The 25,978-nt window shown below is 36.7% G+C and carries 19 protein-coding genes and 2 tRNA genes; 5 read left to right on the plus strand and 16 right to left on the minus strand.

The annotated features are described in order from the left end of the window. Positions 1–98: 98 nt before the first annotated feature. Positions 99–935: a phosphatase PAP2 family protein gene (locus IPM56_10020; GenBank protein QQS34604.1), complete on the plus strand. Its 837-nt coding sequence runs from the start codon at positions 99–101 to the stop codon at positions 933–935. Positions 936–1,012: 77 nt separating this feature from the next. On the opposite strand, the gene IPM56_10025 is transcribed toward IPM56_10020, so the two are convergent. The 10 genes from IPM56_10025 to IPM56_10070 all read right to left on the minus strand — a co-directional run bounded on the left by IPM56_10025 (position 1,013) and on the right by IPM56_10070 (position 15,470). Beyond that, a complete protein-coding gene (locus tag IPM56_10025; GenBank protein ID QQS34605.1) occupies positions 1,013–1,885 on the minus strand; it encodes a hypothetical protein in 873 nt (290 codons plus the stop codon). Positions 1,886–1,924: 39 nt separating this feature from the next. After that, positions 1,925–5,020, minus strand: a complete 3,096-nt coding sequence (locus tag IPM56_10030; protein QQS34606.1) for a PD40 domain-containing protein — start codon at positions 5,018–5,020, stop codon at positions 1,925–1,927. Between the two features lie 65 nt (positions 5,021–5,085). After that, positions 5,086–8,136: a T9SS type A sorting domain-containing protein gene (locus tag IPM56_10035; GenBank protein QQS34607.1), complete on the minus strand. Its 3,051-nt coding sequence runs from the start codon at positions 8,134–8,136 to the stop codon at positions 5,086–5,088. A 6-nt stretch (positions 8,137–8,142) separates the two neighbouring features. Further along, positions 8,143–9,354, minus strand: a complete 1,212-nt coding sequence (gene porV / locus IPM56_10040; protein ID QQS34608.1) for a type IX secretion system outer membrane channel protein PorV — start codon at positions 9,352–9,354, stop codon at positions 8,143–8,145. Positions 9,355–9,475: 121 nt separating this feature from the next. Then, complete coding sequence (porU, locus tag IPM56_10045; protein ID QQS34609.1) at positions 9,476–13,402, minus strand: type IX secretion system sortase PorU; 3,927 nt, start codon at positions 13,400–13,402, stop codon at positions 9,476–9,478. 261 nt (positions 13,403–13,663) lie between these two features. Beyond that, on the minus strand, positions 13,664–14,221 hold the full coding sequence (locus IPM56_10050; GenBank protein QQS34610.1) for an HDIG domain-containing protein: 558 nt from the start codon (positions 14,219–14,221) through the stop codon (positions 13,664–13,666). Positions 14,222–14,240: 19 nt separating this feature from the next. Further along, entirely contained in the window at positions 14,241–14,885 is a 645-nt protein-coding gene (gene nth / locus IPM56_10055) for an endonuclease III (protein ID QQS34611.1), read from the minus strand. Next, positions 14,875–15,213, minus strand: a complete 339-nt coding sequence (locus IPM56_10060) for a (2Fe-2S) ferredoxin domain-containing protein (protein QQS34612.1) — start codon at positions 15,211–15,213, stop codon at positions 14,875–14,877. The genes nth and IPM56_10060 overlap by 11 nt, the downstream gene beginning before the upstream one ends. 100 nt (positions 15,214–15,313) lie before the next feature. Beyond that, positions 15,314–15,387: transfer RNA gene (locus IPM56_10065), tRNA-Glu, on the minus strand. A gap of 10 nt (positions 15,388–15,397) precedes the next feature. Next, positions 15,398–15,470 (minus strand) — tRNA-Gln (locus IPM56_10070). A 114-nt stretch (positions 15,471–15,584) separates the two neighbouring features. Between IPM56_10070 and IPM56_10075 the strand changes: the two genes are divergently transcribed. From IPM56_10075 to IPM56_10090, 4 genes are read left to right on the plus strand one after another with little or no spacing between them, the layout of a single operon-like run. Then, the gene (locus tag IPM56_10075) at positions 15,585–16,430 is read left to right on the plus strand and encodes an NHL repeat-containing protein (protein QQS34613.1); all 846 of its coding nucleotides are present in this window, start codon (positions 15,585–15,587) and stop codon (positions 16,428–16,430) included. Beyond that, a complete protein-coding gene (locus tag IPM56_10080; protein QQS34614.1) occupies positions 16,427–16,912 on the plus strand; it encodes a DUF2085 domain-containing protein in 486 nt (161 codons plus the stop codon). The genes IPM56_10075 and IPM56_10080 overlap by 4 nt, the downstream gene beginning before the upstream one ends. After that, positions 16,912–17,421: a hypothetical protein gene (locus IPM56_10085; GenBank protein ID QQS34615.1), complete on the plus strand. Its 510-nt coding sequence runs from the start codon at positions 16,912–16,914 to the stop codon at positions 17,419–17,421. Before IPM56_10080 ends, IPM56_10085 begins: the two co-directional genes overlap by 1 nt. A gap of 1 nt (position 17,422) precedes the next feature. Then, positions 17,423–17,722, plus strand: a complete 300-nt coding sequence (locus IPM56_10090) for a hypothetical protein (protein ID QQS34616.1) — start codon at positions 17,423–17,425, stop codon at positions 17,720–17,722. Here the strand turns inward: IPM56_10090 and IPM56_10095 are convergent. Genes IPM56_10095 through IPM56_10120 form a run of 6 tightly spaced genes read right to left on the minus strand, consistent with a single transcriptional unit; the run spans position 17,694 to position 25,975 of the window. After that, positions 17,694–18,392 carry a hypothetical protein gene (locus IPM56_10095; GenBank protein ID QQS34617.1) on the minus strand — a complete coding sequence of 233 codons (699 nt, stop codon included), beginning with the start codon at positions 18,390–18,392 and terminating at the stop codon, positions 17,694–17,696. The two genes, IPM56_10090 and IPM56_10095, sit on opposite strands and share 29 nt — an antisense overlap. Positions 18,393–18,425: 33 nt before the next feature. After that, entirely contained in the window at positions 18,426–18,830 is a 405-nt protein-coding gene (locus IPM56_10100; protein QQS34618.1) for a biopolymer transporter ExbD, read from the minus strand. Between the two features lie 8 nt (positions 18,831–18,838). After that, positions 18,839–19,495: a MotA/TolQ/ExbB proton channel family protein gene (locus IPM56_10105; protein QQS34619.1), complete on the minus strand. Its 657-nt coding sequence runs from the start codon at positions 19,493–19,495 to the stop codon at positions 18,839–18,841. Positions 19,496–19,517: 22 nt separating this feature from the next. Next, a complete protein-coding gene (locus tag IPM56_10110; protein QQS34620.1) occupies positions 19,518–21,359 on the minus strand; it encodes an SPOR domain-containing protein in 1,842 nt (613 codons plus the stop codon). Positions 21,360–21,407: 48 nt separating this feature from the next. Continuing rightward, positions 21,408–23,003, minus strand: coding sequence for a TonB-dependent receptor (locus tag IPM56_10115; GenBank protein ID QQS34621.1), 1,596 nt, complete (start codon positions 23,001–23,003; stop codon positions 21,408–21,410). Continuing rightward, the gene (locus tag IPM56_10120) at positions 23,000–25,975 is read right to left on the minus strand and encodes a tetratricopeptide repeat protein (protein QQS34622.1); all 2,976 of its coding nucleotides are present in this window, start codon (positions 25,973–25,975) and stop codon (positions 23,000–23,002) included. Before IPM56_10120 ends, IPM56_10115 begins: the two co-directional genes overlap by 4 nt. Positions 25,976–25,978 lie beyond the last annotated feature (3 nt).

Genomic DNA, 25,978 nt, shown 5'->3' on the forward strand with positions numbered 1-25,978 from the left:
AGTGAAATTTGTTCACTATTGAAAAGTGGTTCAGATTCAAATTAAATACAAAAAGAAAATCAATTGATAAAAACATCAATTCATAATACCGGGGAAAAATGATTAACAAATTATTAATCATTCTTGTCATATCAGGCTCAGTTGTATTTCCGCAAACAAAATCACTGACTGAGAGTCTTGATAAAATCCAGAGTTCAGCCATAAAAGGTGTAACTGAAGGTCTTAGCTGGCATGATCTACTGCTTACAGGATATATGCTGTCGAGGAATAACATTCATATTGAAGATGATGATAAACTTTCCGTAAGACCCTCTTCATTTGAATCAAACATTCAGGATAATATCGGAAGAAACGGAAGAGTTTCAGTTGGTAGTCTTGATCCGAACTACTTTCCAAATATTATTTTTTATTCACGATTAGCTTTTACAGTGGGTAAAAATATTTTTGATCCATCATCAACAGATAAAGATGACTACAAACATATTTTCCTTTTCGGAAAATCTATTCTTTACACATTTGCGATTACGGATATTACCAAAGAGACTATCGGAAGGAAACGCCCCGATGGTTCTGACACCAAAAGTTTTTTTAGCGGACATACTTCCACAGCATTTGCGACTTCATCTTTTCTTTACAGGGAAATAGATGACTATCTTGATTCATCTCCGATGACAGCTAATAATGATGTATTAAGAAAAAGCCTTAAAGCAATTTCTTTTCTTTCTCTTTACGGATGGGCTGGATATGTCGGCTATTCACGAATGCAGGACAACAAACATTATCTCAGTGATGTGATTGTTGGTGCGGCAGTAGGCACAATCATTTCAAATGTTATATATGATTTTTACCTTAATGAAGACGCGAAGATTTTAAAGAATGTTAATGTAGGTATCGTTGATAGAACCCCCGTTATTTCTTTCCGAATGGACTTTTAAACTTTGAGCTCTTTGTGCAGATTTCTTTGTGATCTTTGTGGTTAACTGCCTTTAAACACAAAGAACACCAAGAAAATCTAAAAACTATAACTCACGTGCATTGTAGGAATAAAATCAATTTCTCTTACAAGGTTATTCTGTTCCAATCTGAATTTCACACTCAAATCTTTATTGTAATTTGCAGTTGTCCAAACGGCATCAAGTATGCTCAGGAAATGATTGACGTAAATTCCTATCACTGCTTTTGATGCTACATTATAAAAATCATTTGCTTTCCCTCTTTCTCCGGAGTAATAAAGATAGTAAGGAGAAAGTATGTGGTAATCCGTGTCTGCCTGGTTTGCATCACTCCAACCATGACTGAATTGAGGATACTTCCCAATCATCTCGTAATACTGCTGATCACCATAAGGCGCCAGTGAATGTGAGTAACCGGAACCAATGTCGCGTTCAAGGCGATTCAGCTCCACCCAGTTAACTGTGCCGTTTTGATTTAACACATTGTAATCGGAAGCATTTAAACTTCCATTCAGGTTAGAAAGATTATTGAGAGTCCATTCAGCGTACCTTCTCACACTCCAGTTTTCATTAGCAAATTTTTCAAAGCTTGCAGTTTGATCATCGCCCTTATTGTCATATATAATCGCTGTTGTTATGACTGCAGCTTCAATTGCGAGGAAGATGCCTGCTTTCAGGTAACTCTCTGCATAAAATTCACCGGCACCGGGAACTGCGAATGAAAGAAGTCCGGCAAGAAATGGAGATTTTTTATTTGCCTGAACTAATTGGATTGACGAATTATTCATATCATCAGTGCTTAACAGTAATTTAGAATCAGAGAACAGGTTGCCGCTCAGTAAAATTTTTTCGTCTCTATCCTGTGCAAAAGAAAATTGAGTAGTACTCAACAGGATAATTGCTATTGTTAATATTGCTGTTAACTTTTTCATAAAAGATCCTTCTGAGAAAAATACTTTTTGAACAAAAGATTAAAAATCGAACCCGAAAAGAATACCGCCGTAAAATCGCCATTCTTTGCCGTAGGTTATAGTTTCATTTCGTACGGTTCGTTCAACTTTATCAAAACCGTAAGAGGCATTAACAAATAAGTTGGTCGGGAATAAATAATATGAGTTCATAGCAACTCTAAGTTCGGCTCCGGCACCTTTTTTAAATGTATCGAGCTCAGGAATTTTTCCGTTCCAGGCATTACCTATATCACCATAAACCGAAAGAAAAACTTTATCGATATAAATATGTCCGACCCTGCTGTCAATATTTCTGAACAGAGGCATACGGTAGGTAAGGTTTAACCAGCCAAGTTCATTTCCGCTGACTGCATAAAACGGGTATGCTTTCATTCCTATTAAGCCGCCGAGATAAAAATCAAAAAAGTCAGGCATAACAGGACCAAGAATTGATGCGGCTCTTATCTGTGCTGTTAAAGTGTGACTCGCCCACAATGGAAAATGAAGTTTAGAATTCAATTCGAGTTTATGAAAGTTGAAGTTGTTGTACTGCGGCACTAAAGCACCTGCATCGTTAACCTCGTATTCCCCGTTATCATTAAACTTGTTGAATTCATAATTATAAGTCAGATCAACAGAAGCACCGACAGGATTAATATCACTGTCACGGTCAGGAGCTATTGCATCAAAAGTATATTTAACCTGAAGATTTCTCCCCACCAGATATGTATCATCTGTGGTTGGGTACAATCCTACATTCGGTATAAAAAAGCTGCCTAATGCTGCTGAGTAACGTGAAAAAATAAATCTGAATTCAAGATTCATTGCTCTATTGAATATACGATGACGAGCAACAAGATCTACTTCAAAAAGATTGTAAGTTACATTAGTCGGTATTTCAAGATCGTAAGTCGGGGGGTTAGTGGTTGAGTCAGCTCCGAACAATATATCTACATTAGCCTTCCTGCTGATATTATACAACTCAAGTGACAACTCGGGTTTCAGACCAATATCAAAAAACAAGGGCAGTTTATTTTTGTAATCAAAAATAAGGAACAGGTCTCTTTCAAGACGAGAGTTTATTGAGGCGCCTGCAAACAGCGCGTACCTGTTTAACATATCACTTGATGATACATAAAGTCCGGGTTTCAGCTTTTCGAAAAACTTATTTGATGTATTGTAATTGTCATAACGCAGGAATGGATAGAACGTCAGTTTAGAAAAAGCTCCGGAATATTTTGATTCTTCATAATCAGGAGTTTCATAATCATTAAATTCTTTGAGTCTTTCAATATTGAAGGAAGTGATGTCACCATAAGGCTGATCCTCATTTAACGGAGGATTAGATGATCGGACATAACTCATTCCACTTTTTACTTCATCCTGTTTTTCAACCGGCAGATGAAAAATTTTATATCCGCCTGAAGTATAACCGGAATAAACTATATCTCCATTTGCATTAACGCACGGCATAAAAGCGCCGCCTGTTACATTTGTAAATTGTCTTCTTTCACCGGTCATAAGATTGAGTGAGTATATATTATAAATTCCCGTTTCATCTGATGCGTAAACCAGGTTGCCGTTAATATGAAAGACAGGATTGCGTTCATCATTTTCGGTTGCGATTATGTTGCGGTAATTTGATCCATCGATATTTACTGCGACTATATCTCTTGTGTGGTGATATGAGTAATCGAATACTATATATGAATCATCGGGGGAAAATTTTGGGTTGTAAACCTGTTCACCATTATTGAAGAAAGTAAGCTGCTTAAAGTTTTTTCCTTCGGAATCTACTGTGCCGATATTAGTTGTCCCGTCTTTTTGAAACAGGAATACGATATTCTTTCCATCATTCGAAATGGACGGCTGGTTTGCCCTTAAATTATTGGTCAGTCTTATCTCATCATCTTCTTCAATATCATAAATATATAAATCGTGAATATTATACCAGTTCGGGTTATCATCTGTAATTTTAGCAAAAAGAATTTTTTTCTCACCCGGCATAAAACTAATAGTTGATCTTACGCCGCTGACAATTTCTTTTTCTGTTTTACTCTCAATATCATAAAGATAAACTGATGCGGGAGAAAAGTAGTCTGAGTTCTTGTTAGATATATAAATTATTTTTTTGCCGTCTGATGAAAAAACCGGATAAAAATTTCCAAAACCTGTTTCAGCAATTAAATCTCCGGTAACTAAATTATCGCGAACATTTTTTATTCGTTCATTATAATCTTTTGTTAGATATTCTTTCCACTCTTCATAAAGTTCGCTACCTGATTTTCCTATAACATCTTCGAATGCAGCATCAAAAGTAAAATTAAATGTACTGCCCAGAGCATTGCTTACGCGTCTTAATTTATCCTCACCATATTTTTGTGCAATGTACCGGGTAAGTGCAAAACCGGAATTATAAACCGATTCATTACCAAGACTTGTTTTTTCAAACACACCCATCTGGTTCCATGTCAGCATATTGTTATCTAGTACGTATGATCTCAGGATCATATCACGATGAGAATCCCAGTTATCGTAATTAAATTCTTTTCGCATATACTGCGCAGTTCCTTCAGCAAACCAGGCAGGCATATTTATGGTCGCAAGCGGATATGAAACAATAAAATTAGGAAAGCCATAAAGTATATCGGGTCTTCTCTCATCCTCATAATTCAGCATCTGAAGAAATACAGCGGGTAAAGTTCTTGTAGCCTTCATCGAAGCCTGTATCTGCACCAGGTGAGTAAACTCGTGTGATATAACATTCCGCAGCCAGTTATGAGTACCTCTCAGATCGAAGTCTAATGCGCTTGTCCATATTTCAATTTTGTTATCAAAAAAATATGTCGCGCCGTTTGAGTAATCATCAATATCTTTTATAATGTAATGTGTTCTCTCCGGTTCATACTGATAAAGCGATGTAATTGGTTCCCACACTTCATCGGCTATTTTACATACGACTCTTGCAGTTCTTTCAGCTCCCTCGTGATAATGAACATCAACGTATTCGCCTTTTATGGTAAACCAGTTCAGTTCAGGATGAAAATCTGTGAACTGCGGATAGATTTTTGAACAGGAAATAAAAAAGATCGAGAGAATAAATATTCGTTTAAGCATTATGATATTTTCGTTTAAGAATATTTTTATGAGAGTCTAACACTTCCCCTGAAAAATGATTGCGGTTATTTAACAACCGCAATCTTAATAATATTTGATTCAGATTTACCGCTCACCGGACTTGCCTCAATTCTTGCAAGGTACACACCACTCTGAATTCCTGAAACATTCCAGGTTGTTTCATTATCGAATCCTCCTCTGGCATCATCATTTAATTCAGCGACAAAGTCACCGGCAAGATCAAAAATCTTGATATTTATTTTTGAATCCTCAGAGACGTAGTATCTTATCTGAGTTTCATTTTCATAAACCGGGTTGGGATAATTATATGCTTTCTCTTTCGGGAAAAATGTATTAACAAAATTCTGTGATTCAGCCGCATCAACAAAAGCTGAGTTATAACTGTTGCCGTTCTTTTCACTCCAGTATAGAGTTCCTGCCGCAGGGCTGATGTTCCATGCTGTAAAATTATTTCTTGCGTCTAATGCAGCGATGGAAATTTTATCACCATCCCGGTAAAGAACCGGTGTTGAAATTAATTCAGCTCCGGTTGAGAGTGGAAATCCGTTTATAACATTGCCTGTTCCGCCGTCAAATGCAAAAATTCTGCCGTCTTTTGTAAACGCAATTATTTCAGCATTGTTATCGTTATCAAAGTCTGCAGAAAGAGGTGTTCCTTCAAATCCTATATTAAGCGGATCTTCAAAGGGAAAATTATCCGCAAGTGAGCCTGATAAATTTCTTGCTTCAATTTTATTTCCGTTAGCGAAGACAATATAGTTCTCGCCGTTTCTTTTTAAGTCGGTAAGAATGAATGAATTAATATTTTCAACCGCACTCACCCTGAAAGAATGAATGATCGAAGAACCTTTTATAACATAAAAAGTATTTTGGTTTGTTAATACAACAGAAATATAATCTCCCTGTTTATCCTTTGTCATAGCAAGATCAATTGGCTTTTCATTACTAAACTGAATCCTGTTTCCACTATTATCCTGAAATATATAAACAGGACCATCAATAAAAATCACATCGGGATCAGGCAAAGAAATGAAAGAAAATATGGTATCATTAGCAGCTATCTTATGGATATAATAGTTTTCTTCTCCTTCGATTGTATAATATTTCTCTGGGGGGAAACCTAAATCACCAAAGAAATAAACCTGCACTTCCCCATTCTCTGAACCAAATACGATAAAAGGGAAATTGCTAGAACTTGCATCATAATTTGGAATAATCGGGTCACAGGTAATTTTCCCGCTACTCAATATTTTAAACCTGTCAATATCTACACCATTTACTAACATTCTTAGTATAGAGTCAACTGGCTGAAAGGTTATACCAGCATAAGTAATAGAAGCAGGTTTTAATTCTGAAATAAATGAAAATTGTTCAGAGGAAATATTTCCTTGTTCATCTATTATCAATAAGGTTGAGTCTGTCTTAAGTAAAAATCCTTTTGTGCTCCCTGACTGGTAACTACTTAAGTTATTTTTTTTAGATGTAGTCGGAACTTCAATACTGAAAACGGGCTTTATAATTGAATCCCCGTACGCAACTTTAAAACTCATCCTGTTGCCGATGTTTGAGAATCCTGAAATACTAATAAGACTGTTAGCTCCTGAATTTGATTTTGTATTCGGATTAGAACTTTTATCAAACCTGTTCTTAAAGAGAAATGAACTATTGGAAGCATACCAAAGATCTTCCGGCTCGCCTTCGCCAATTACTTCATCACCAAAAATTGTAAAAAATCTTTCGCCGATATCCTGAACCCCGTCTGCTTCTTCAACATCAACACCGCGTTTATTCTTATCTGTATTTACTTTGTTCTCAGCAATTTTTTCTTCAATCACATTTTCATCAATATGCCAGATGATTATACCGTTTCCGGGTACAGCCCAATCAAATTCATCCACATCAACAACCACGCCTTCAAGAGAATCAATATCAAAACTGTAAAAGCCTGTTGTGTCTTTTAAAAATGTTCTTGTTATGGTGTTACCCTGGCTGACATAAGTAACCGTTGAGCCATCACTTCTTGCATCGCGATTCCTGTTCTCAAGCAGATAATATTCCGATGAGTTCAGAGGCACTTTAAGAATTGTGGTATCGTTTAATCCGGCAGCTATTTTTGTAACAAGGATGATATCATAATTACCCGGAGTTAACTCCGCAACAGGAATATTCCAGTTCAGCTTTTCAGATAGAAATATTTTTTCCCATGCTGAAGGTTCAGGCGGGAACAAACCATTGTAAGCAAAGATTGACTGACCATCCATCAAACCAAATCTGCCGATAGCACTGAGACCTGTGTTTGTATCAAACAAATCCGGTAACCCAAGGTGACTCGCTACACTTGCAGCTATGAGTCCGTTAATTGAAATCTCAAATAAAAATTTTCCGGTTATGGTTTCGATTTCCCTGCTTTCAGTTTCGGGGATTATCATCGAATTTGTTATGTGGTAAGCGCCGCCGCTAACAGGGAATCCCACAAAACTTTCACCGTAGATATCTTTCAAAGCGTTGGAACTTAGATAAAGTGATGGCAGATCTCGTTCATTACCTATGCTGCCGGGAAGAGAAATATCTCTTCCAACTCCCGCGTGGAAAATTAAAAATATGTCGTAAGCACTGAAATCAAATCCTGGATTAAGTGAATCCGCCAGGTGCCATACTTCTTTTGAAAATTCTCCTATGGGTGCAAAGTTATCTGAATTTGGATCAGGTGAATAATTCCTCATCGTTTTTGAAACAGAAAAAGTATCACCAAGTACAGTGTAATCTATAACTGTCTGTCCACCGGAAATTTTGGAATAATAATTTTTAACAAACAGTAAGTGATTTAGGAAATAGTTTTTGTCATGCGGAAGCGGATCAATTATGGTACTACCATAATCCTGAGAATAAATACTGCCAAACTTTCCGGTCCCGAATGTTGCTGCATCACGATCATCAAGAAAACTTACCATCACAGCAAGAATTTTTATTGTATCATCTGCAGCTACTGATGATTGTGTTTCCGGGAAAGGATTTAGTTTGCCGATAAAAGTTTGGGCAGATGAACTGCCCAAACATAAAAGCAATGTGAGGAATAGAAAAATATTTTTAAGCATCTGGGATTAAATTCCTCTGGGCAGTCCTCTCGTACTTTCAGGAACAGCGCCCCATCCGATTAAAACTGTAAAACGAAGTGTATCTGACAGCGGATGATTTTCTCCGCCTGCAAATACAGATGTAGTTATATAACTGAAATCAAATCCATAAATATCATAGCGTATACCCGCACCGAAGGTCATAAACTTTCTGTTTCCGTATGAAGGATCTTCATAGAAAAATCCTGTTCTTAATGCGAATAAAAATTCACCGGGACTACCGTACCAGTATTCAAGTCCCATTGAGGTAACTATATCTCTCAACTCTTCGCTGATAGGTTTATCTCCCCACGCAGTGAAAAGTGCTTCATAAAATTCTTTTGATGAACCTTTAACTACAGTAAAACTCGTATCTCCGGGTACAGATGAATAAATAGTATCTGTCGGAGTTTTGCTTACAAGGAGTTTACTGAAATCAAGAGTGTAAATGAGTGAGTTATATTCATCATCAAGAATTTTATATGCAAAACCTAACCTGAAATTTGTTGGAATCGGATCAGCCTGTGCCCTATCTATATAATAGATCTTTGGACCAAGGTTACTGAGATTCATACCTAGACTGAATTTACCGCCAATGTCTTCATCAACTAATGGAAGTACCAATTCCTCCGGTCTCCACATAGCACCAACATCAAAACTTACAGATGTTGCAACGCCTTTTCCCTGCTCGTTCTCAGTCGGTTGATCTGATAAACGGCTATGGATTAATCTAAAGTTAAAACCAATGCCCCAATCGGGATGTAACTTTGTTGCATAACCCAATGTAAGTGCCGCATCAAATGATCTGAAAGTTCCTATTGGTGTAGGACCATCAGCACTTGTACGAACAAATTCACCGAAGTTCATATAGGTAATACTTGCTGTAACACTTCCATCTAATTCCTCAAAATACTGGCGGTATGAGAGGTAATCATAAAACAAATCGAGTTGGAACTGAGGCAACCAGTTACTGTGAGTAATGCTGACCTCGGTACCACTTAGAAAGGCTATACCAGCCGGATTCCAGAATATTGCAGCGGAATTATCAGCCAAACCGGCGCCTGATTCACCGATACCACCGGCACGTGAGTCCGGTGCAAGAAGCAGAAACGGAACAGCAGCTTCGCCTTGCGCATAGTTTGTACTGTACATTCCAAAAAACATCAGGCTGATAAATAAAAGCCTTATGACTATTTTCATTTTTACATACCTCCGATAATTAAATATCTGTCTTGTTATTCTTATTCTTGATTAAAATTATTTCCGAAAACTGGAAGTGGAAAACTAAAGAAAATTTACCGAAATACAACAACATTTGTGCCTACCTTATTACTGCCAGTTTTCCTAATACATCACGCTTATACTGGCCATCTGATGTAGTTATTACGATTTTATATAAATAAGTTCCATTAGCGATCAGGTCGCCATCCATATCCCTTCCGTCCCAGTCTATAGCAACGAACCTGTCGGCAATGTTTTGGCTTTCTATCTGATGAATCAGCCTCCCCGCAATAGAATATATCTTGATCTTTACATCTATCGCTGAATTTAAATTATGCTGAAATGTAAAAGTTGTGTTACCAGCAAATGGGTTGGGATAATTGTAAATATCTCTGACTACAAGATCATCCGAAGTTACTACGCTGAAGTATGCATTCTCAGAAGCAAAATTATTAAACACATCCCAGGCTTTTACGAGTAATTTGTATTCACCGTTCTCAAGTCCGCTGAACCTATAATTAATTTCACCTGATCTGCCTCCGGCATCGAGATCGCCGGTAAAATAATTTGTAAAGTCAATCGGATTACTTTCGTCATCATTCAAAATGCCTTCAAGCTTGTGACCAATGCCGGTTCCTGTGGTGTTTAATCCGGTTTCATCATTCAACTTCACGATCAACGATGAATTAGGTGTTATCAGATTTGCGTTGCTGTTAGATTCGTCATCAAAATGAATCGTGATTTGAGGACCTTCTCCATCATTGTTCACGGTAGAATCAGTTCCACCAATTATTACATTGTCAGTGAATATAATCCCGTCCGTATCTTCATTATAAAAATAGACTACAACTTTTCCGTTCTTATTTTCATATGAAATATCTTTTGGCACAATGAAATCACTATTAAACTTTCCGTTCTGTATTGAAATTCTTCCTCTGAATATTACACCGCCGGGAATGTTTACATCAAAAGAAATTGAAGCCAAACGAATTCTTCTTTCGGAATCGTAGATTGTCATCACGCCCTCACCATTAAAATCAGACCAAAGGCTTGAATCCGGTTTAATAACTTCACCTTCGATAGTACCTCGGCTCAGGGCTTTAATCTGTATATCAGTAGTTGGAGCAATTCCGTTTATAGAATCAATGTTTCCCGAATACTGAGGTACTCTTAATCTGAGTGTCGGGTCTCCAAAAAGATGATACTTGCGGTCATTAGTTGCTACCCTTACCTGTTTTGTTAAAAAGAATGATTTTCCAACCGGAATTATTCTATGCAACGAATCTCTATCAGAATTAAGTAGATCCTGGAATAGCCTGTACATCAATTCATTATTTTCACCGGCAAACACAAGCCTGGAGGACGTGACAGCACCAATACAACCCGCTTTGGGTTTTAACACAAGCATTTCAGTCGCACTTTGAAAGTTTGGAATATCGTAATAACCAAAATCACAGGTTGCGGCAGTGAGAAAAAAGAAATTTTTATTTTGAAGTTGTGGTACTGTTACATTTTTATCAAATACTACTTCGTGAGCCCACAAATCAGGACTGCCATGCCCTATATAATTAAGGATCAATGTTCCCTGATTAATTGTCTCAATAATTTTTTTGTTTACTGCTGGTTTTCTTCTCCCGGAACTAGTTAGTTCATCCGGATAAGATGCCATATAAATTTTATTCAGATCAAAATACTTTGGTATTACAAAACTAGAAAGATATTCCGATGGGGCTGTATGTAATGTCCCTTCATAAGTTGTGGAAGTATAACCATCATCTGAAATTAATGAGATGAGATTGTTCCAATTTGTGCGATCTTCGCTACTCTCATATTCAATTATTTTATCAATAACATTATTTGCATCTGTTAAAGTTTGAGCATTTATCCTGCCTGTTGCCAAATCAACCTGTGGATCATTTCCATTTATCAGAGCGTAAAAGTCATCGCTGGCATATGAATATATATGATGAAGGTTCCTATACCAGTTGGTTTCATAGAAAATTTGGTATGTGGGAACAAAGTTATTATTTGCCCCTTCAATGTTTCTATAATCATAGTCTCCATCTCCGAGGAGCAAAACATATTCTGGACGTATCTGCCAATTCTGAAACGCATATTTTAAGAAATTCCTGATCCCTGCAATATCCAGCATCCCCCCGGAAAATTCATTATAGATATCATCTAATTCAACTACTAATGTTGAAAATTTATTTGGAGAATTATTTTCCCTATAGTCCTTTAAACGATTGGCTGCATTTAAAAATACAGTTGGTGTAATAATGATAAATTGTGCCCCCGCGGAAATCCCATGCAAATTTGAATTTGAAATTTCTGTTCCGCTGGTTGGTGTAAGAAAATAGTCCGAGAGTAGTGCTAAGTATTTTCTTCCTTCACCCGAATTCTCCTGGTTGATGAACTCAAAGTCACCTCCACTCCAAACTAATGGATTGGTAATTAATTTTATTTCAGAATAATTTGTAATATCAAAAACATGAATGTTGCTGTTTGAGAATCCAGATAATTTATAATGCACGCTTCCGGTTGTGTCTTTCGCAAAGAAAATGATTGGTGCTGAATGAGATGCCAGGTCACGTTCAAAGTTTATCTCAAAAAAGTCTAAATATCCACGGGATAGCAGGCTATTAGCATTGAATGTGAATTTAAGAACACTTCTGTTATCTACGAGACTATTATTATAGACAATTTGGTTTTCGTGTGGCACACCAGTCAGGTAAGTATTCCAATCATTTATACTTGATGTGCCTTGAATACTCGAATTGAAAATTGAAGTCCCGCTTTCATCAATCGTAAGTAGCTGGGATGTGGTATGATTATTTATAAACCTGAAACGGTAGTTAATCGGTGTACCGTCGACACGACCAGTGAGAGTATTCATATAAGTGCGGCTCTTCGTGGTCTGATTAAATTCATCACCAAAATAAAACCTGCCGCTCTGCACAAAATTTACTTTATCCTCTTCAAGAAACGCATATGCCTGTGTTGTGGTCTGTATTACATCGGCTGTGCCGGTAAGGCTGGGCTGATTTTGAATTCTCTTTCCTTGATTCCCGCCTGATGTGATCCAGTAATAATTTTCTTTTGAATAAACATTATGTCGTCTTACCGTTTTGTCAAGCAGAGTATCATACTCCCAAAATGAAGTTCCTCTACCGTAAAATAATATGTAATCATTTTGATTAAAGACTCCATCTTCTTCACCAATAACTGTGATTGCATTTTCAACCAGGTCAGTTGAAACATCAAGCATCACACTTTCAGGCAGCATTTTGCCGCCGTTGTTATAAATTTTAATAGTACGCGGATCAACAGATGATGCTTCAATACCATATGACGCCAGCATTGCATATGTTATCCTATACATACCTTCAACCGGTGCTTCGAATCTAAACCATCTCCCGTTTGCCAGAACACTATTGACTGTTATTTTTTCTGTGCGTAATGGTTTTGCACTCCAGTTCCTTGCAACTGAAAAATTTAATACGGCATCTTTGGAAAGTTCATCAACTATAGGTTCGGTAATTTCCTGCGATGCAGAAAAGTTAATCCTGAAAGTAATCTGATCATAGAGACGGATTTTATTTTTTAACGCATCGAAATGGACTGGCTTGATACGCAGACTTTGATTTTTAATGTCCCTGATCAAACCATATTCACCAAACATGACAAGTTCATCATCCGAACTATGGAGAGCATAATCCGGATTGACTTCAAAATAAATCTGATTCTGCCCCCCCTCCCTTTTCATTGAAGGAATAGGAAGCAGCTTACCATTAATTTCATAATAAGAAGAAGACAAAACCTGAATAGTGTTTCCAAACTCACCAGGAACACCAACATTAATCAATCGTTCAGGAGTGGATGGTAAACCTGGTTGTTCAGGATTCGGTACTGATCCAAACAAAACTTCAATTTTCTTAAACAATTCATTATTTATGGTTACGGATGAGGTATCACTGTAAACAGGGTTATATTGAATTACGATCGAGTTGAAATCTGAGGAGAGCACCCGTATATCTTTCTGAGGATATGTGAGGAAAGCACACAGTATTATGAACAGTATGGAGAATCTGCTTTTCATTTTAATTAATACTTTCCAATTTGTTGTGAATGGAAAATAATGCTTCTATAACTCAACCTTGTATTAATAAAAGTAGCAAATTTCGCTTGCAGAATCTCCTAAAAGTTGTTGCCAATTTAGTGATGTTATTTCTAAATAGTCAAGTCATTAAAAAACATTGAATTCCTTAGTAGCACTTTGAGGTAAAGATTAAAACCCAAGTGCTTCCCTGTTATCTTTTAAAGCATTTATACAGAAGTTAATATGTTCATCAAGCGAAACACCCAATTGTGATGCACCATTGATTATATCATCACGGTTAACTGCTCTGGCAAATGCTTTATCTTTCATTTTTTTAAGAACAGATTTTGTTTCTACCTCGTCAATTGATTTCGAAGGTCGGACATAAGTAACTGCCGTTATAAAACCAGCTAATTCGTCGCATGCAAATAAAACTTTTGACAATAAAGTATCCCTCGGTACACCTGAGTAATCTGCATGAGATAAAATTGCGTTCCTGAAGTCTTCGCTAAAACCTTTTTCCTTTAAAATCTCTGAACCTTTAAATGGATGTTCATCCGCAGTTGGAAAAAGTTCATAATCAAAATCATGCAGCAATGCTGCATTACCCCAGTATTCAATATTTTCGTTATATAACTTAGCGTAGGCTCTTACACAGCTCTCTACTGCATACGCATGCTTCAGCAGACTTTCTGACTTTGTGTACTCAGTTAAAATCTTGTGGCATTCATCTCTATTAATTTCCATTGAACTCATAGAAATCCTTTTAGTCATCTATCTTACTTGAAGGACAATAATCGGACACCTTACATTCGGAACATTTTGGTCTTCTTGCAATGCATATTTTTCGTCCATGCGTTGCCAGCCAGTGAGAAGAATTAACCCAGTCATCAACTGGCAAAATCTCCTTCAAACGCGATTCTATTATCTCGGGATTATCACTTTCAACAAACCCTAATAAATTTGACAATCTTTTAACATGGGTATCAACTGCAATCGCAGGGATTCCAAAAGCGTTTCCAGCAACGACGGATGCAGTTTTTCTACCTACTCCGCTAAGTCGGGTTAATGCATCAAAGTCTGCGGGTACTTTTCCATCATAAAGTTCAATTAATTGTGCACAACATGATTTGATACTTTTTGCTTTCTGCTTATAGAATCCGGTTGAAAAAATATCTTTCTCAAGATTTGTTGAAGATGCCTCCACAAAATCCCTGGGGGATCTATACTTCTTAAATAATGTTGAAGTTACAATGTTCACTCTCTCATCTGTACATTGTGCAGATAGTATTGTAGCGATGAGTAATTGAAAAGGACTGTTGTAATCAAGCGCGGGTTTAACTTTCGGGTATTCTTTTTTTAGAATCGAAAATATCTTATCAACTCTTTTTTGTTCAATGTTACTTTTCATCTTTATTGAATTTCGGATCTGAAATTTTCAATCTTTCAACAGGAATATTGTTGACTATGTGACTTTGAATTATTTCTTCAATATCATTTTCAGTTACACCACCATACCATATTTGTTCCGGGTATACCAGTACCGTTATCCCATATTCACAGGCATCAAGACAGCCGGCTGTATTTGCACGAACCCCTGAGTTTAATCCAAGTTCTTTCAACCTGTTTTTAAATTTCTCCTTTACTGCCGAACTTCCTTTATCAAGACAACAGCCCCGGGGATGTCCATCGGGTCTTTTATTCTCGCAAATAAAAATATGTTTATCAAATCTTTTCAAATTTATACTCAACTTTCAATTTTATTAATAGATGCTGACCCTAAAGAGCACTTCAACCAATGCAGTAAAACAAAAAAAGGAAATCCTCATTTCCTTCTTGTAGCGCATACGGGATTCGAACCCGTGATCTCCGCCTTGAGAGGGCGGCGTCCTAAGCCACTAGACGAATGCGCCAATGTATTTGTTGCCTCACTAGGGCTCGAACCTAGACTCTTCAGAGCCAGAATCTGACGTGTTGCCAATTACACCATGAGGCAGTGACCAAAATTAATTAAGGTATTTCACATATCAAAATTTTGATGCATTATTTTTCATAAGTTCAGTTTATATTTAGGAAAGAAACTAAATGATTCATTTCAATAATGTATAAAATGAAAACCTTTTTCCTGTTGTTTAACATAGTATTGCTTCCGGCTACAATTCTGTCACAGCAATTTAAGTTTGCAGGTGAAATCGGAAGTTTTAAAGATGCCTCATCATTCTACATAAATTCTTCCGGACATATCTATGTGACTGATTCTGGAAAAGATGAGATTTATAAACTCGATACAACCGGTACTGTACTGAAATTTGCCGGCGGGTTTGGATGGGATAACGGATCATTCGATGATCCGGTTGATATCTTTGCAACTTCACTGACTGTATATGTATGTGATAGGAACAATCACAGGATACAGAGATTTGATAAAGATCTTAACTTCATCTCGTCATTATCAACTCGTGAAAATGAAAATTCTAATGAACAGTTTGGTTATCCTATCTCTTGTGTAACTTCAGCACAAGGTGACATGTTTATACTTGATTCCGAAAACAACCGCATAATAAAATTTGATATGTTCGGCAACTTCATCCAGAATTTTGGCGGTTTTGATTACGGCGATTTTGCCTTAAGCAAGCCGGTTTCTATGGCTGTATCTCCATCCAATACTCTGTTTTTTGTTGATGGAAATTCTATTGTATTATATGATCAGTTTGGAAATGGGATATCGAGAGTCGGGACAGAACTGCAATTCAAAAATATAAGAATCAATTTTTTCGGGGTTACTATGAATACCGGGGAACAAATTTATTATAGTACATTGAGCAGCAAAGAACTAAAGTTGATGGAAATACAATTATCAGAAACAAAATCAGGATTTAAGATAATATCATCAATCATTTTCAACGACAAACTTTATGTGCTCACACCCACACGGATTTTGATATACGAAAAATGAGTTCAGCAAAATATAATGCCGGACAAAAATTCTCCAAAAATTTATTATTCAACCTAACATTTTCAGTTGCCTGTCTTTTGTGGTTAACCGGAATAGTATCACCTGTTCTGATCACCAACTCACAACTTTCAAATTACATTATCCCGGTTATTAATTATCCTTACAGCCTTGTATGTCACCAGAATGCGGATAAGACTTTGCACATACATAATGCTTCCCTGCTTGTATGCAGCCGCTGTACGGGTATTTACATGGGAGCATTTATTTCTTCAATCTTTTTATTGATGATCAGCAGGTTTACATTCAACAAAAAATATTTTTTATGGATAGCTCCATTACCGGTTCTGTTAGACATTATTTTTATCAACTCCGGATTATACACGTACAACAAACCGGTAGCTTTCGGTACGGGAATGTTTTCCGGTTCAATCCTATTTATCTATATTTCGAATGAAATTAAAAATTTTCTGATTAACCGTTAATGTCATCAAAAAAATATTTACCGGCACTTGTTTGTGGATTTGGAGCTGCTGTTTTAATGGTCGTCCCGGGTATAAAAAACTTCGGATGCTGTCTTGTACTTCCATTAGCTGCCGGATTCTCACTTGTACTTCACAAAAAAGTCAACAGACTTGATGAAGCGACTAAAACTCAAGACGCTTTTTATTTTGGAATTTTTACCGGAATATTTTCCGCAGTGTTCTACACCATTTTTGATTTGTTGATTACTTTCATTTCCAGGAACAATGACCTGGTGGAAGCATTGCCTCAAACAAAACTTATGATGCAAAACCTGAATCTTGGACCTGTTATGACAGACGCTCTGAATATGATTCAGGGAATGGCAGACGATATTAAGACGAATGGATTTTCGGTATTGTATACGGTAATTGCATCAATCAGTAACTTGATTACCAATACAATTTTTGGAATGATCGGCGGATTGCTCGGGATGATGTATTTGAATAAAAACATGAAAACTAAGGTATGATATGATTACCGCTTTCATTTTTTTCGCTCATCTGATTTTTGCCGCTGTGATCTACACAAAAAAATGGCAGGACGAAGGTGTAAAAAGCGGTTTACTCAATGTGGTGTTGATCGGTATATTATTTTCTGTCGGCTGGTCAATAACAGGTATGATCGCAAAACTAATTATGGAACAAAACGGATTCGGGCTTCAGTTTGACAGAGATACTTTTTCACTTACACTTCTTACAATCGCGGAATATTTTTTCTATAAAATTTATTATGCTGAACCTGTTATTGCAGACGATAAGGAAAAACAATAACTGCAGCTTGTTCAACTTGTTTCTGTGTCGGGGATAAAGCTTCAAACCTCCATTGCCTCAGTGAATTGATTGCAACATTTTCCAGCTTGGTATCAGCTTTAATTAATGGTAAAATATTCCCGACTGTTCCATCGGGAAGAATTGTAAATCTAAGCCTGATATCTATCTCTTTATAAACACCTTCTGGATAAGAAGGAAGTGAATAACTATAGATCTTCCTTGTTCCTTTACCGCCCCAGTCAATATCAAATCCAAAACTCCCATCGCCTTCAGCAAGATTGCCCTGACCGCTTGTAGTAACATTGCTGTTAGTATTATCCTTATTCTCCTTCGTATTGTTATTCGATTTTTCTTTACTCTTTTCTGAAGGAGCTACAGTATTATCATCAAAAGTATTTTTCGCTACGGGCAGTTGAACTTCTTTTACCTCTTTATTGGATTCTTTTGTCTGAGTTTTTTCTTCTGGTTTCGCAAGTTCTTCTACCTGTTCAATCTGTTGACCGATTGCTCCTGATGAACCAACTTCACCGGAAACCCCGAAAGATAATTCAACATATTCCCGTGGCGGATAATCAATAGTAAACTTTAACAGCCAGAGTATCAGCAGCAGAATTATATGTATGCTTAAAGAAACCGAGTAAGACATATTTTTTATAGAAGTATACGTCATAGTATCATCTCATTTGAAAATTAATTCTTCCTATCAAAGTTTTTCTTTTTCAGTTTCGATTGTAAATTTTTCAATTCCGGTTGCTTTTGCCGCATCGATAACTTTTATGACGAGTTCAACTGGAACAGTTTTATCGGCACGTATGATCAGGTTATCTTCTGTTGTTGATGAACGCATCTGCGTAAGTAAAGCCGGCAGTCCATCAATTCCGGTCTGATCGCTTCCAGCATAAATAGCCCCTTCGGATGTAAGAGTAACAATCAGTTTACTTGCTACTGTTTGTTCGTTAGTTTTTGAACCCGGCAGTTTCACCTTCACTCCGGTCTGAATAACAAACTGAGAAGTAAGCAGGAAAAAAATTACAAGCAGCATCACAATATCTGTCAGTGATGAGTAGCTAAAAACACTTAATGGTTGATGAGATAATTTAAGTTTCATTGCATTGCCTAAATATCAATTTCAATTTCTTCTTCGGGTGTTGATTGATTCACCGAGGTATCCTGGATTATATCAACAACATCATTCGCAACTGTTTCCATATCACCGACTAATTTTTTAACGGCACTAAGAAAGTAGTTGTAAAAAGCTAAAGCAGGAATTCCGACGATCAGTCCAAATGCTGTTGTCAAAAGAGCCTCCCAGATTCCACCGGCAAGGTCACTTGGATTTGCGGCACCGGCAAGATCTTCAATAGTCATAAACGCACTTATCATACCTGTAACAGTTCCAAGGAAACCAAGCAGTGGAGCAACACCAGCGACGGTTGCAAGAACCGTCAAACCCTTTTCAAGTTTACTTACTTCCTGGCTTCCGGCATTCTCGATGGCTTCTCTGACTCTTTCATGACCAAGCCCGAATTTTTTTAAACCTTTCCTTATGATATTTGCCGCTGGAGATTTTTCCTCCATACAATAACTAACCGCACCTGAAATATCTTTTTTCTTAATTAGTCCGCGTATCTTAACCATAAATGCGGGAACATTTATTCTTGCTTTTCTTAACACGATGTAGCGGTCTATGATAACAGCAAGTCCAATGAATGAACAAAGAAGGATGGGCCACATAATGAAGCCGCCTTTTAAAAATATTGAGAACAGATTCATACTAATTCCTTAATTATTATTTTTATTTCGATTTACTCATAAAAGTTTCGGCCTCACCAAGTGAAGCAAAGTTGCCGATGCGTAAACGGAACCATGTACCTCTTCCGGGAATCTCCACTTCTTCAATATAACTTTGTCTTCCCTGCCGGTTATATTTAAGTGCTTCACCCTCTGCAATAATTTTTGATTTGAATGAAGCGACCTGAACAACAAAATTAATATCATATTTATAAATATTATTTTTAATCCTTACGACAGGTGATTTCGTTAAACTTCTTTCCGGAATTTTTATACTATCTTCTGATGAAACAATCATTGAGTCACTGCGATTGTTCCCCAAAATCATTGAACTTTTAATTATGCTGCTATCCAAACCGTCAAAGAATGCCAGACTATTTCTTCTTGACTCAGGGTACGGATATGTTACGGGTAATTCATAATTTCTTTCGATGACTTCTACCAAGGATATTTTTGCAATGTTCCCGCCGCCGTTAGCACCGTGCAATGTGCGCTCAGGTGATTTGATATATTTCAAATAAATAAAAATTGATGCTGTGATTAGTAACAGAACGATAATGATGATCAGTAATGATAGTGTTGAATTCCGCTTTTCTTTTTTCAGTCCGATATTCCTTCTTTCACTCACAAAGTTTTTTGCTTCCTTTAACGCATCACGATGATATTTGTCAGGATCAATATCTTCTGCTTCTTTTTCATTTTCTTCCTCAGGCTCATCAGGAAATTCTTCATCGTCATTTTCAACAACATTAATAATATTTGAATCATACAAAGATGATTTGGGAACTACTTCCACAAATTCACTTTCAGCTTTTGAAAGTTGATTGTCATCGTTTATTACTTCGGAAACATTTTCATCTGTTTCAATTTCTCTGTTCACACGATCGATTGCCGCCTGGAATGGGTCTACTTCTGAATCAAGATTTTTATCTTCGATTGTTAATTCGCCTCTATAAGATTTTACCTGTTCGAATTCAGATTTTATTTCTGCCTGTATCGAACCTTCCATTATATCATCGGGAAGCTCCTCCTCATTAGTTTCGTCGATTTCTGTAGGAAGTGATTCTTCACCTGGTTCTTCAGATGATTCCGGTATATCATTTTCAATTTCCGGAACTGTTTCAGGTTGTTCAGGTGTTGGCTCAATCTCTAAAATTTCTTTTTCGTGTTCTTTGGCAACATCATCCGCAGTCATTCCATCAAGTGATTCATCATCAAGATCCCAGGAAATTTTTTCAAGTTCTTTTAATAGCTCTTCATCTTTAATATCCGACAACAAGAGGGAATCGAGTTCATCATCCAGAGTTGTATCCAGTGCTTCAACTTTATTTTTTACTTCGATAGTTCCTGACAGAGGAAAAGTCAACGCCGGATCAACAACATTTTTAATGACTTCGTAACCCGTAATAAGTTTCTCAGCTTTTGAATTCAAAAGTGATTCAATTTCCTCACCAGCAGGCACAGAAATATTATTTTCACCGGGTACAGAACCATTTATAACAGGTTTGGAAATACTGAGGCTGAAAAATTTATCGAGTGCATTCTGTTTGGGTTCATCAGTCGATGGCACGGTGAAGAAGACAGAATTCTCCGAACTTGTTAAAATCTCATTAGCTTCATCTGTAAAGACAATTATATCAGTTGTGTCCGGATCATTTTCATTTTGTATGGGCTGGAATTTGTAACGAGCATAATATGCCGTTCCTAATCCAGCTAATTTTATTCCGTCTCCGGGCTGGATAAGATCATAAACTTTCCGGATAAATATTTCGGCAAATCTTCTTGATTCGGATAAAGACACGCCCGAAAGATTTGCAAGTTTATTTATAAAAGTAAATCTATCCATAGCAAACTGATTTTAACTATTTTTTTTTAAAACTGTCAATGACACAATTTACCATCTGAAGTTTACGCCTAAAGTAGCATCAAGAGGTAATTCTTTATAACCATTCCATAGATAATTTTTTCTACTTAATAAATTAGCAAGTTCAAATGTAAGATTAAACCCGGTCGAGATCGGATACGCAAATTTAGCACCGAGATCGAAATACGCATCAAGATCATTTGTATTCAAAATATCAGTAAAGACTTTTGATTGATAAAGGAGTGTTGCAGTTGCATTCAATCCAAAATTAAATGTGTAACCATAATTCAGGGAACTTTTTATCTGCGGATAATAAGGAATGAATTTATCCGCACCATTCTTTGTATCATTACCTTCAATTGATCCGTAAAAAACTCCTGAAGGTCCAAGATGAAATAACAGGTTGATAAATCCGGAATAACTGACTGCATCTGATTTTTGAAGTCTGAATATCCCGGTATTATTTGCATCTGTAAAATAAGGGATGTTATCTGTTGCCATATATTCAAACCCGGCATCAATTTCAAAATACTTGTCGAACTCATACTTCAATGTTGCATTAAGCAGATGCTTTTTCTCAAACAAAATATTGAAGTACGATTCAGGATCATAATAACGATTTTGTCGAAGTAAAGTTGTGTTCGTTACAAACTCTGCGCCCGGAGCGTATTCAGAGTAAATCGAAATATTTTTGTCAATCCTTAGTGCCACAGAAACAAAAGGAAAACTATATGCTTCTTTTGCTGATTTAGTGTAAGTAAATCCGAATTGTGATTTGATTGTATTCGAAAGGTTCAGTCCTACAAACGGTCTTACAAAAACGAAATCAAGTTCGTTATTACCGACTCTCTGAATTGATATACTTTGAAGTTCATAATTGAAAATAAAACCGAGATTGAAATTCGAAATATTAAATCTTGAATATGCTTCTGCATTAAAGATATTTTCTTTGTAAGGTTCATTCCTGAACGAAGTAAAATCTCCCCCGATGTTCAAACCAAACAAAGCATCATCCAAATAATGGTTATTAATTTTCAGTTTTACTTTTCCATCCGATAACTTTTTTTTCTCCGGCACCTGGGCACCATAAAGTTTATAATCGAATGATGAATAATCACCTACCAAACTAAATTGTGTGCCGGGCAATACTTCTGAGTTTGTACTTGTAATAAAAGCTACTCCTGCTCCAGCGTTGATGCCCAGGAACTCACTGTTATCTGTATGCGCAACACGGTTCAGTGCACCAAATTTTCCGAAAACTTTTCCCTGATTGAACGGATGAGTGTAAATGATTTTTCCAACAGGTAATGAATGTATACCAGCACCTGCTTCAGCGTAGCCGTTATAAAAGTCGACTGAATCTATCAGAGTTTTTTCCTGCTTGATAGGATTTGGAAATTCACGAAGCTCCAGTTCATCCGGCGGAATAGATGGTTTGAAAAAATCACTTGATACCGTAGAAACAAACTTCGGCAATGGTTTCTTTACTTTCTTTATTTCAAGCGCGTCTTTGCCGGTTATTACGAAATCCGGCAGTTCAACTGATGGCAGATTTTTCTTTTCATCCTGAGCGAGAAGAATATTTGAAATAAAGAGTAGTATTAATATTAAAACTGATTTGTTCATTGTATCGCTCTCAATTTATTTTGTGCTTCCTGTCCAAACACATCACCTCTGTGTTTTGATAGTACTGTCCGAAACATTTCCCGTGCTTTATCAAGATCTTTCATTTCATAATAACAATCACCAAGAAGCAGGTATGATTTGGTTAACCATTCTTCATAAGAAGAAAAAATTGTTCTAACTCTGACAAGTGATGTAATTGCTTCGGTATAATTTTTTTGTTCGAAATATGTTAGTCCCAATAGGTATTGTGCGTTCGCTCCAAGATCGTCACTCCGGGATTCAGCCAGGCTTCTGAAATATGTTACGGCATTTTCAAAACGTTTTGCGGAGAGTTCAATCATACCAGCTTCAATTTTAGCTTTATCCGAAAAGATGGTACCGGGATAGTACTGAACTACTTCGTCAAATACTTCGTATGCCTCGTTAATATCACCTTTATTTACAAGAGTCAAACCTTTCATAAACAAAAGCTCTGCGTACCTTGGAGAATTTGCAAGCTTATCCAATGCGCGATTATAAGTGCCCAATGCCGCATCATAATTCTTCGTGCTGTTATGAATGTTTCCAATTTCTATCACTGAAGCTGCGGCGGCTTCATTTGACGGATATGATTCGAATACTTTTGTAAAATTTAAAACAGCTTCGTCATTCTGAGCAAGATTCTGTGCGCTTTTTCCAATCCAATAATAGGCATCGGGAATCAGTTTACTATTCGGATAAGCAGAAGTAAATTCTTTGTAACTCAACTTTGCGTTTTCATACTCTCTCTGGCTATAGTAAATCTCACCCTTTTTAAAAAGTATCTGATCCGAAAAACTTAAGCGCGGGTTTTTATTGACAAATTCTGAAATGAGAGTGATTGCTCTCTCGTGTTTGCCTTGCGCGACAAAACTATATTGAAGCCCGTTAACAGCATCAAATACATAATCCGATGAAGGATATAATTCCAGAACTTTTTCATAATTAACATTGGCTGAATCATACTTACCCATATTGAAATATGCATCACCAATAGAATAATAGAGTACAGGTGACAATGATGAGTTTGGATAAACTTCAAATACATTCCTGTAGCCGGCAATTGCGTCTGTAAATCTTCCCTGCTGAAATCTTATCCATCCGATTGTAAACAATGAGCCGATTGCATATTCAGATTCATGAAAATTTCTCTGCAGGTTTCCAAACTGGGTAATTGCTTCTTCAGTATTTCCTGCCTTGTAAAGCGATTGGGCATATTGATACAGTGCGTATGGATCATTAGAAAAATCTTTTCCTGCACTAAAGACTTCTTTATAAATTCTGCTGGCAGCGGAATAATTTTTACTTCCATAGTAACTATCTGCTAATCTTAACTTCGCATCCGTTAGCAAATCACTATGTGAAAACTTTTTAACGAAATCTCCAAAATGAAAAGACGCATTTTCATATTGACGGAGATTGAAGTAGGAGTATGCTTTTCCGTACAATAACTGCTCAGCTAATTCTTCTTGCTGTGGATCAACAAAACTGTACCTTGTTAGTGCATCTGAATATTTATCAAGAGCATAATGGCTTTCAGCGAGATAAAAATTCAGTTTATCTTTTTCGAGTTGAGGATCTGATTGTTCAACCTCAAGAAGCAAATTTATCGCACCGGTAAAATTCTTATTATAAAAGTTTACTACACCTTTCCCGAATTTTGCCCTGTTCTGAATATCCGGTGTTACTCCCTCAATACCAATTGCATAATCAAAATTTTTTGCCGCAGCATCAAATTGTTTTTTATTCAGTTCTATTTCACCAAGAAGTGTGTAGGCTCTTGCGCGGATTATATTATCAGGTGACGAAATAGCTGAACGCAGATATTCTAGGGATACGTCTAATTTTTTTTCTGTAAAGGATAATCCACCCATCTGGTATTCGGCTCCGGAAACAAGTTCGTTGTCAGGATACTTTAAAGTGAATTCTTTAAAAAGGCTTGTTGCTTCTTTATCATATCCCGCATACCGCTTTGATTCTGCTTTCCAGTAAAATGAATTAATTGAAATTTTATCATTGCCCATCGAGAGCGCATCAAAAGTGGTATACGACTCATTATACAACCTTTGTTGAAAGAAGGACCATGCTAATCCATATTCAGCATCACGTCTTAAATCCGACTCAGGGAAAAGAGTGATAAGTTCATTAAACTTTTCTGCGGCTTGCGGGTATTCCTCAACGCGGTAGTGAGCGTTTGCGAGCAGGTAGATACATTCAATATATAATTCCTCCGGGAGATTTGAGAGTGCCGGACTTTGCAGTTCAAGAATTGCTGACTGATAATCTTCAAGTTTAAAATAACATATACCTATTCTTATTTGTGCATTTACAGCAAGCGGACTGTTCTTATGGAAAGAAAGAAGCTGGTCATAATACTTTACTGCATTGTGATAGTCGCCGGTTTTTTCATATGTAGTAGCTAAAGTAAAAATTGAGTAATCGATATATTTATTGTTCTTGCGGCTGTTTACGGCTTCTTCAAGAAAATTAATTGCGTCGGTTAACCTGTTCTCTTCTGAATATGATTCTCCAATCCAGTATAGTGATGAACCGATGTATTCACTTGAGGGATATTCATCCAGAATTGCAGTAAAGTTTTTCCTGCTTGCCGAATATTTTTTGGAATCAAAATTTATTAGACCGAGTTTGTACAATGACTTTTCTCTGAAACTGCTCCACTTAAAATTATTAATAAGAAATTTATACCCTACCGCGGCAGCATCTTTATTTCCGGTATTAAGATATGATTCCGCAAGATAGAACCTGGCAGTTGCAAATAACTCATCTGAAATTGAGTATGAATTAGAGAATTCCTGGAATAAAATAACCGCCTCAGAAAATCGCGAAGAATTATATGCTTCCATGGCTTCAGCATATTTATCAGGAATGGATTGAGCAAGTGTGAACTTCAAACAAGCTGTTAACAGCAGCAAATGAAATATTTTTATTTTCATAAG

This window comes from Ignavibacteriales bacterium, from assembly GCA_016700155.1.
Taxonomy (GTDB): domain Bacteria; phylum Bacteroidota; class Ignavibacteria; order Ignavibacteriales; family Ignavibacteriaceae.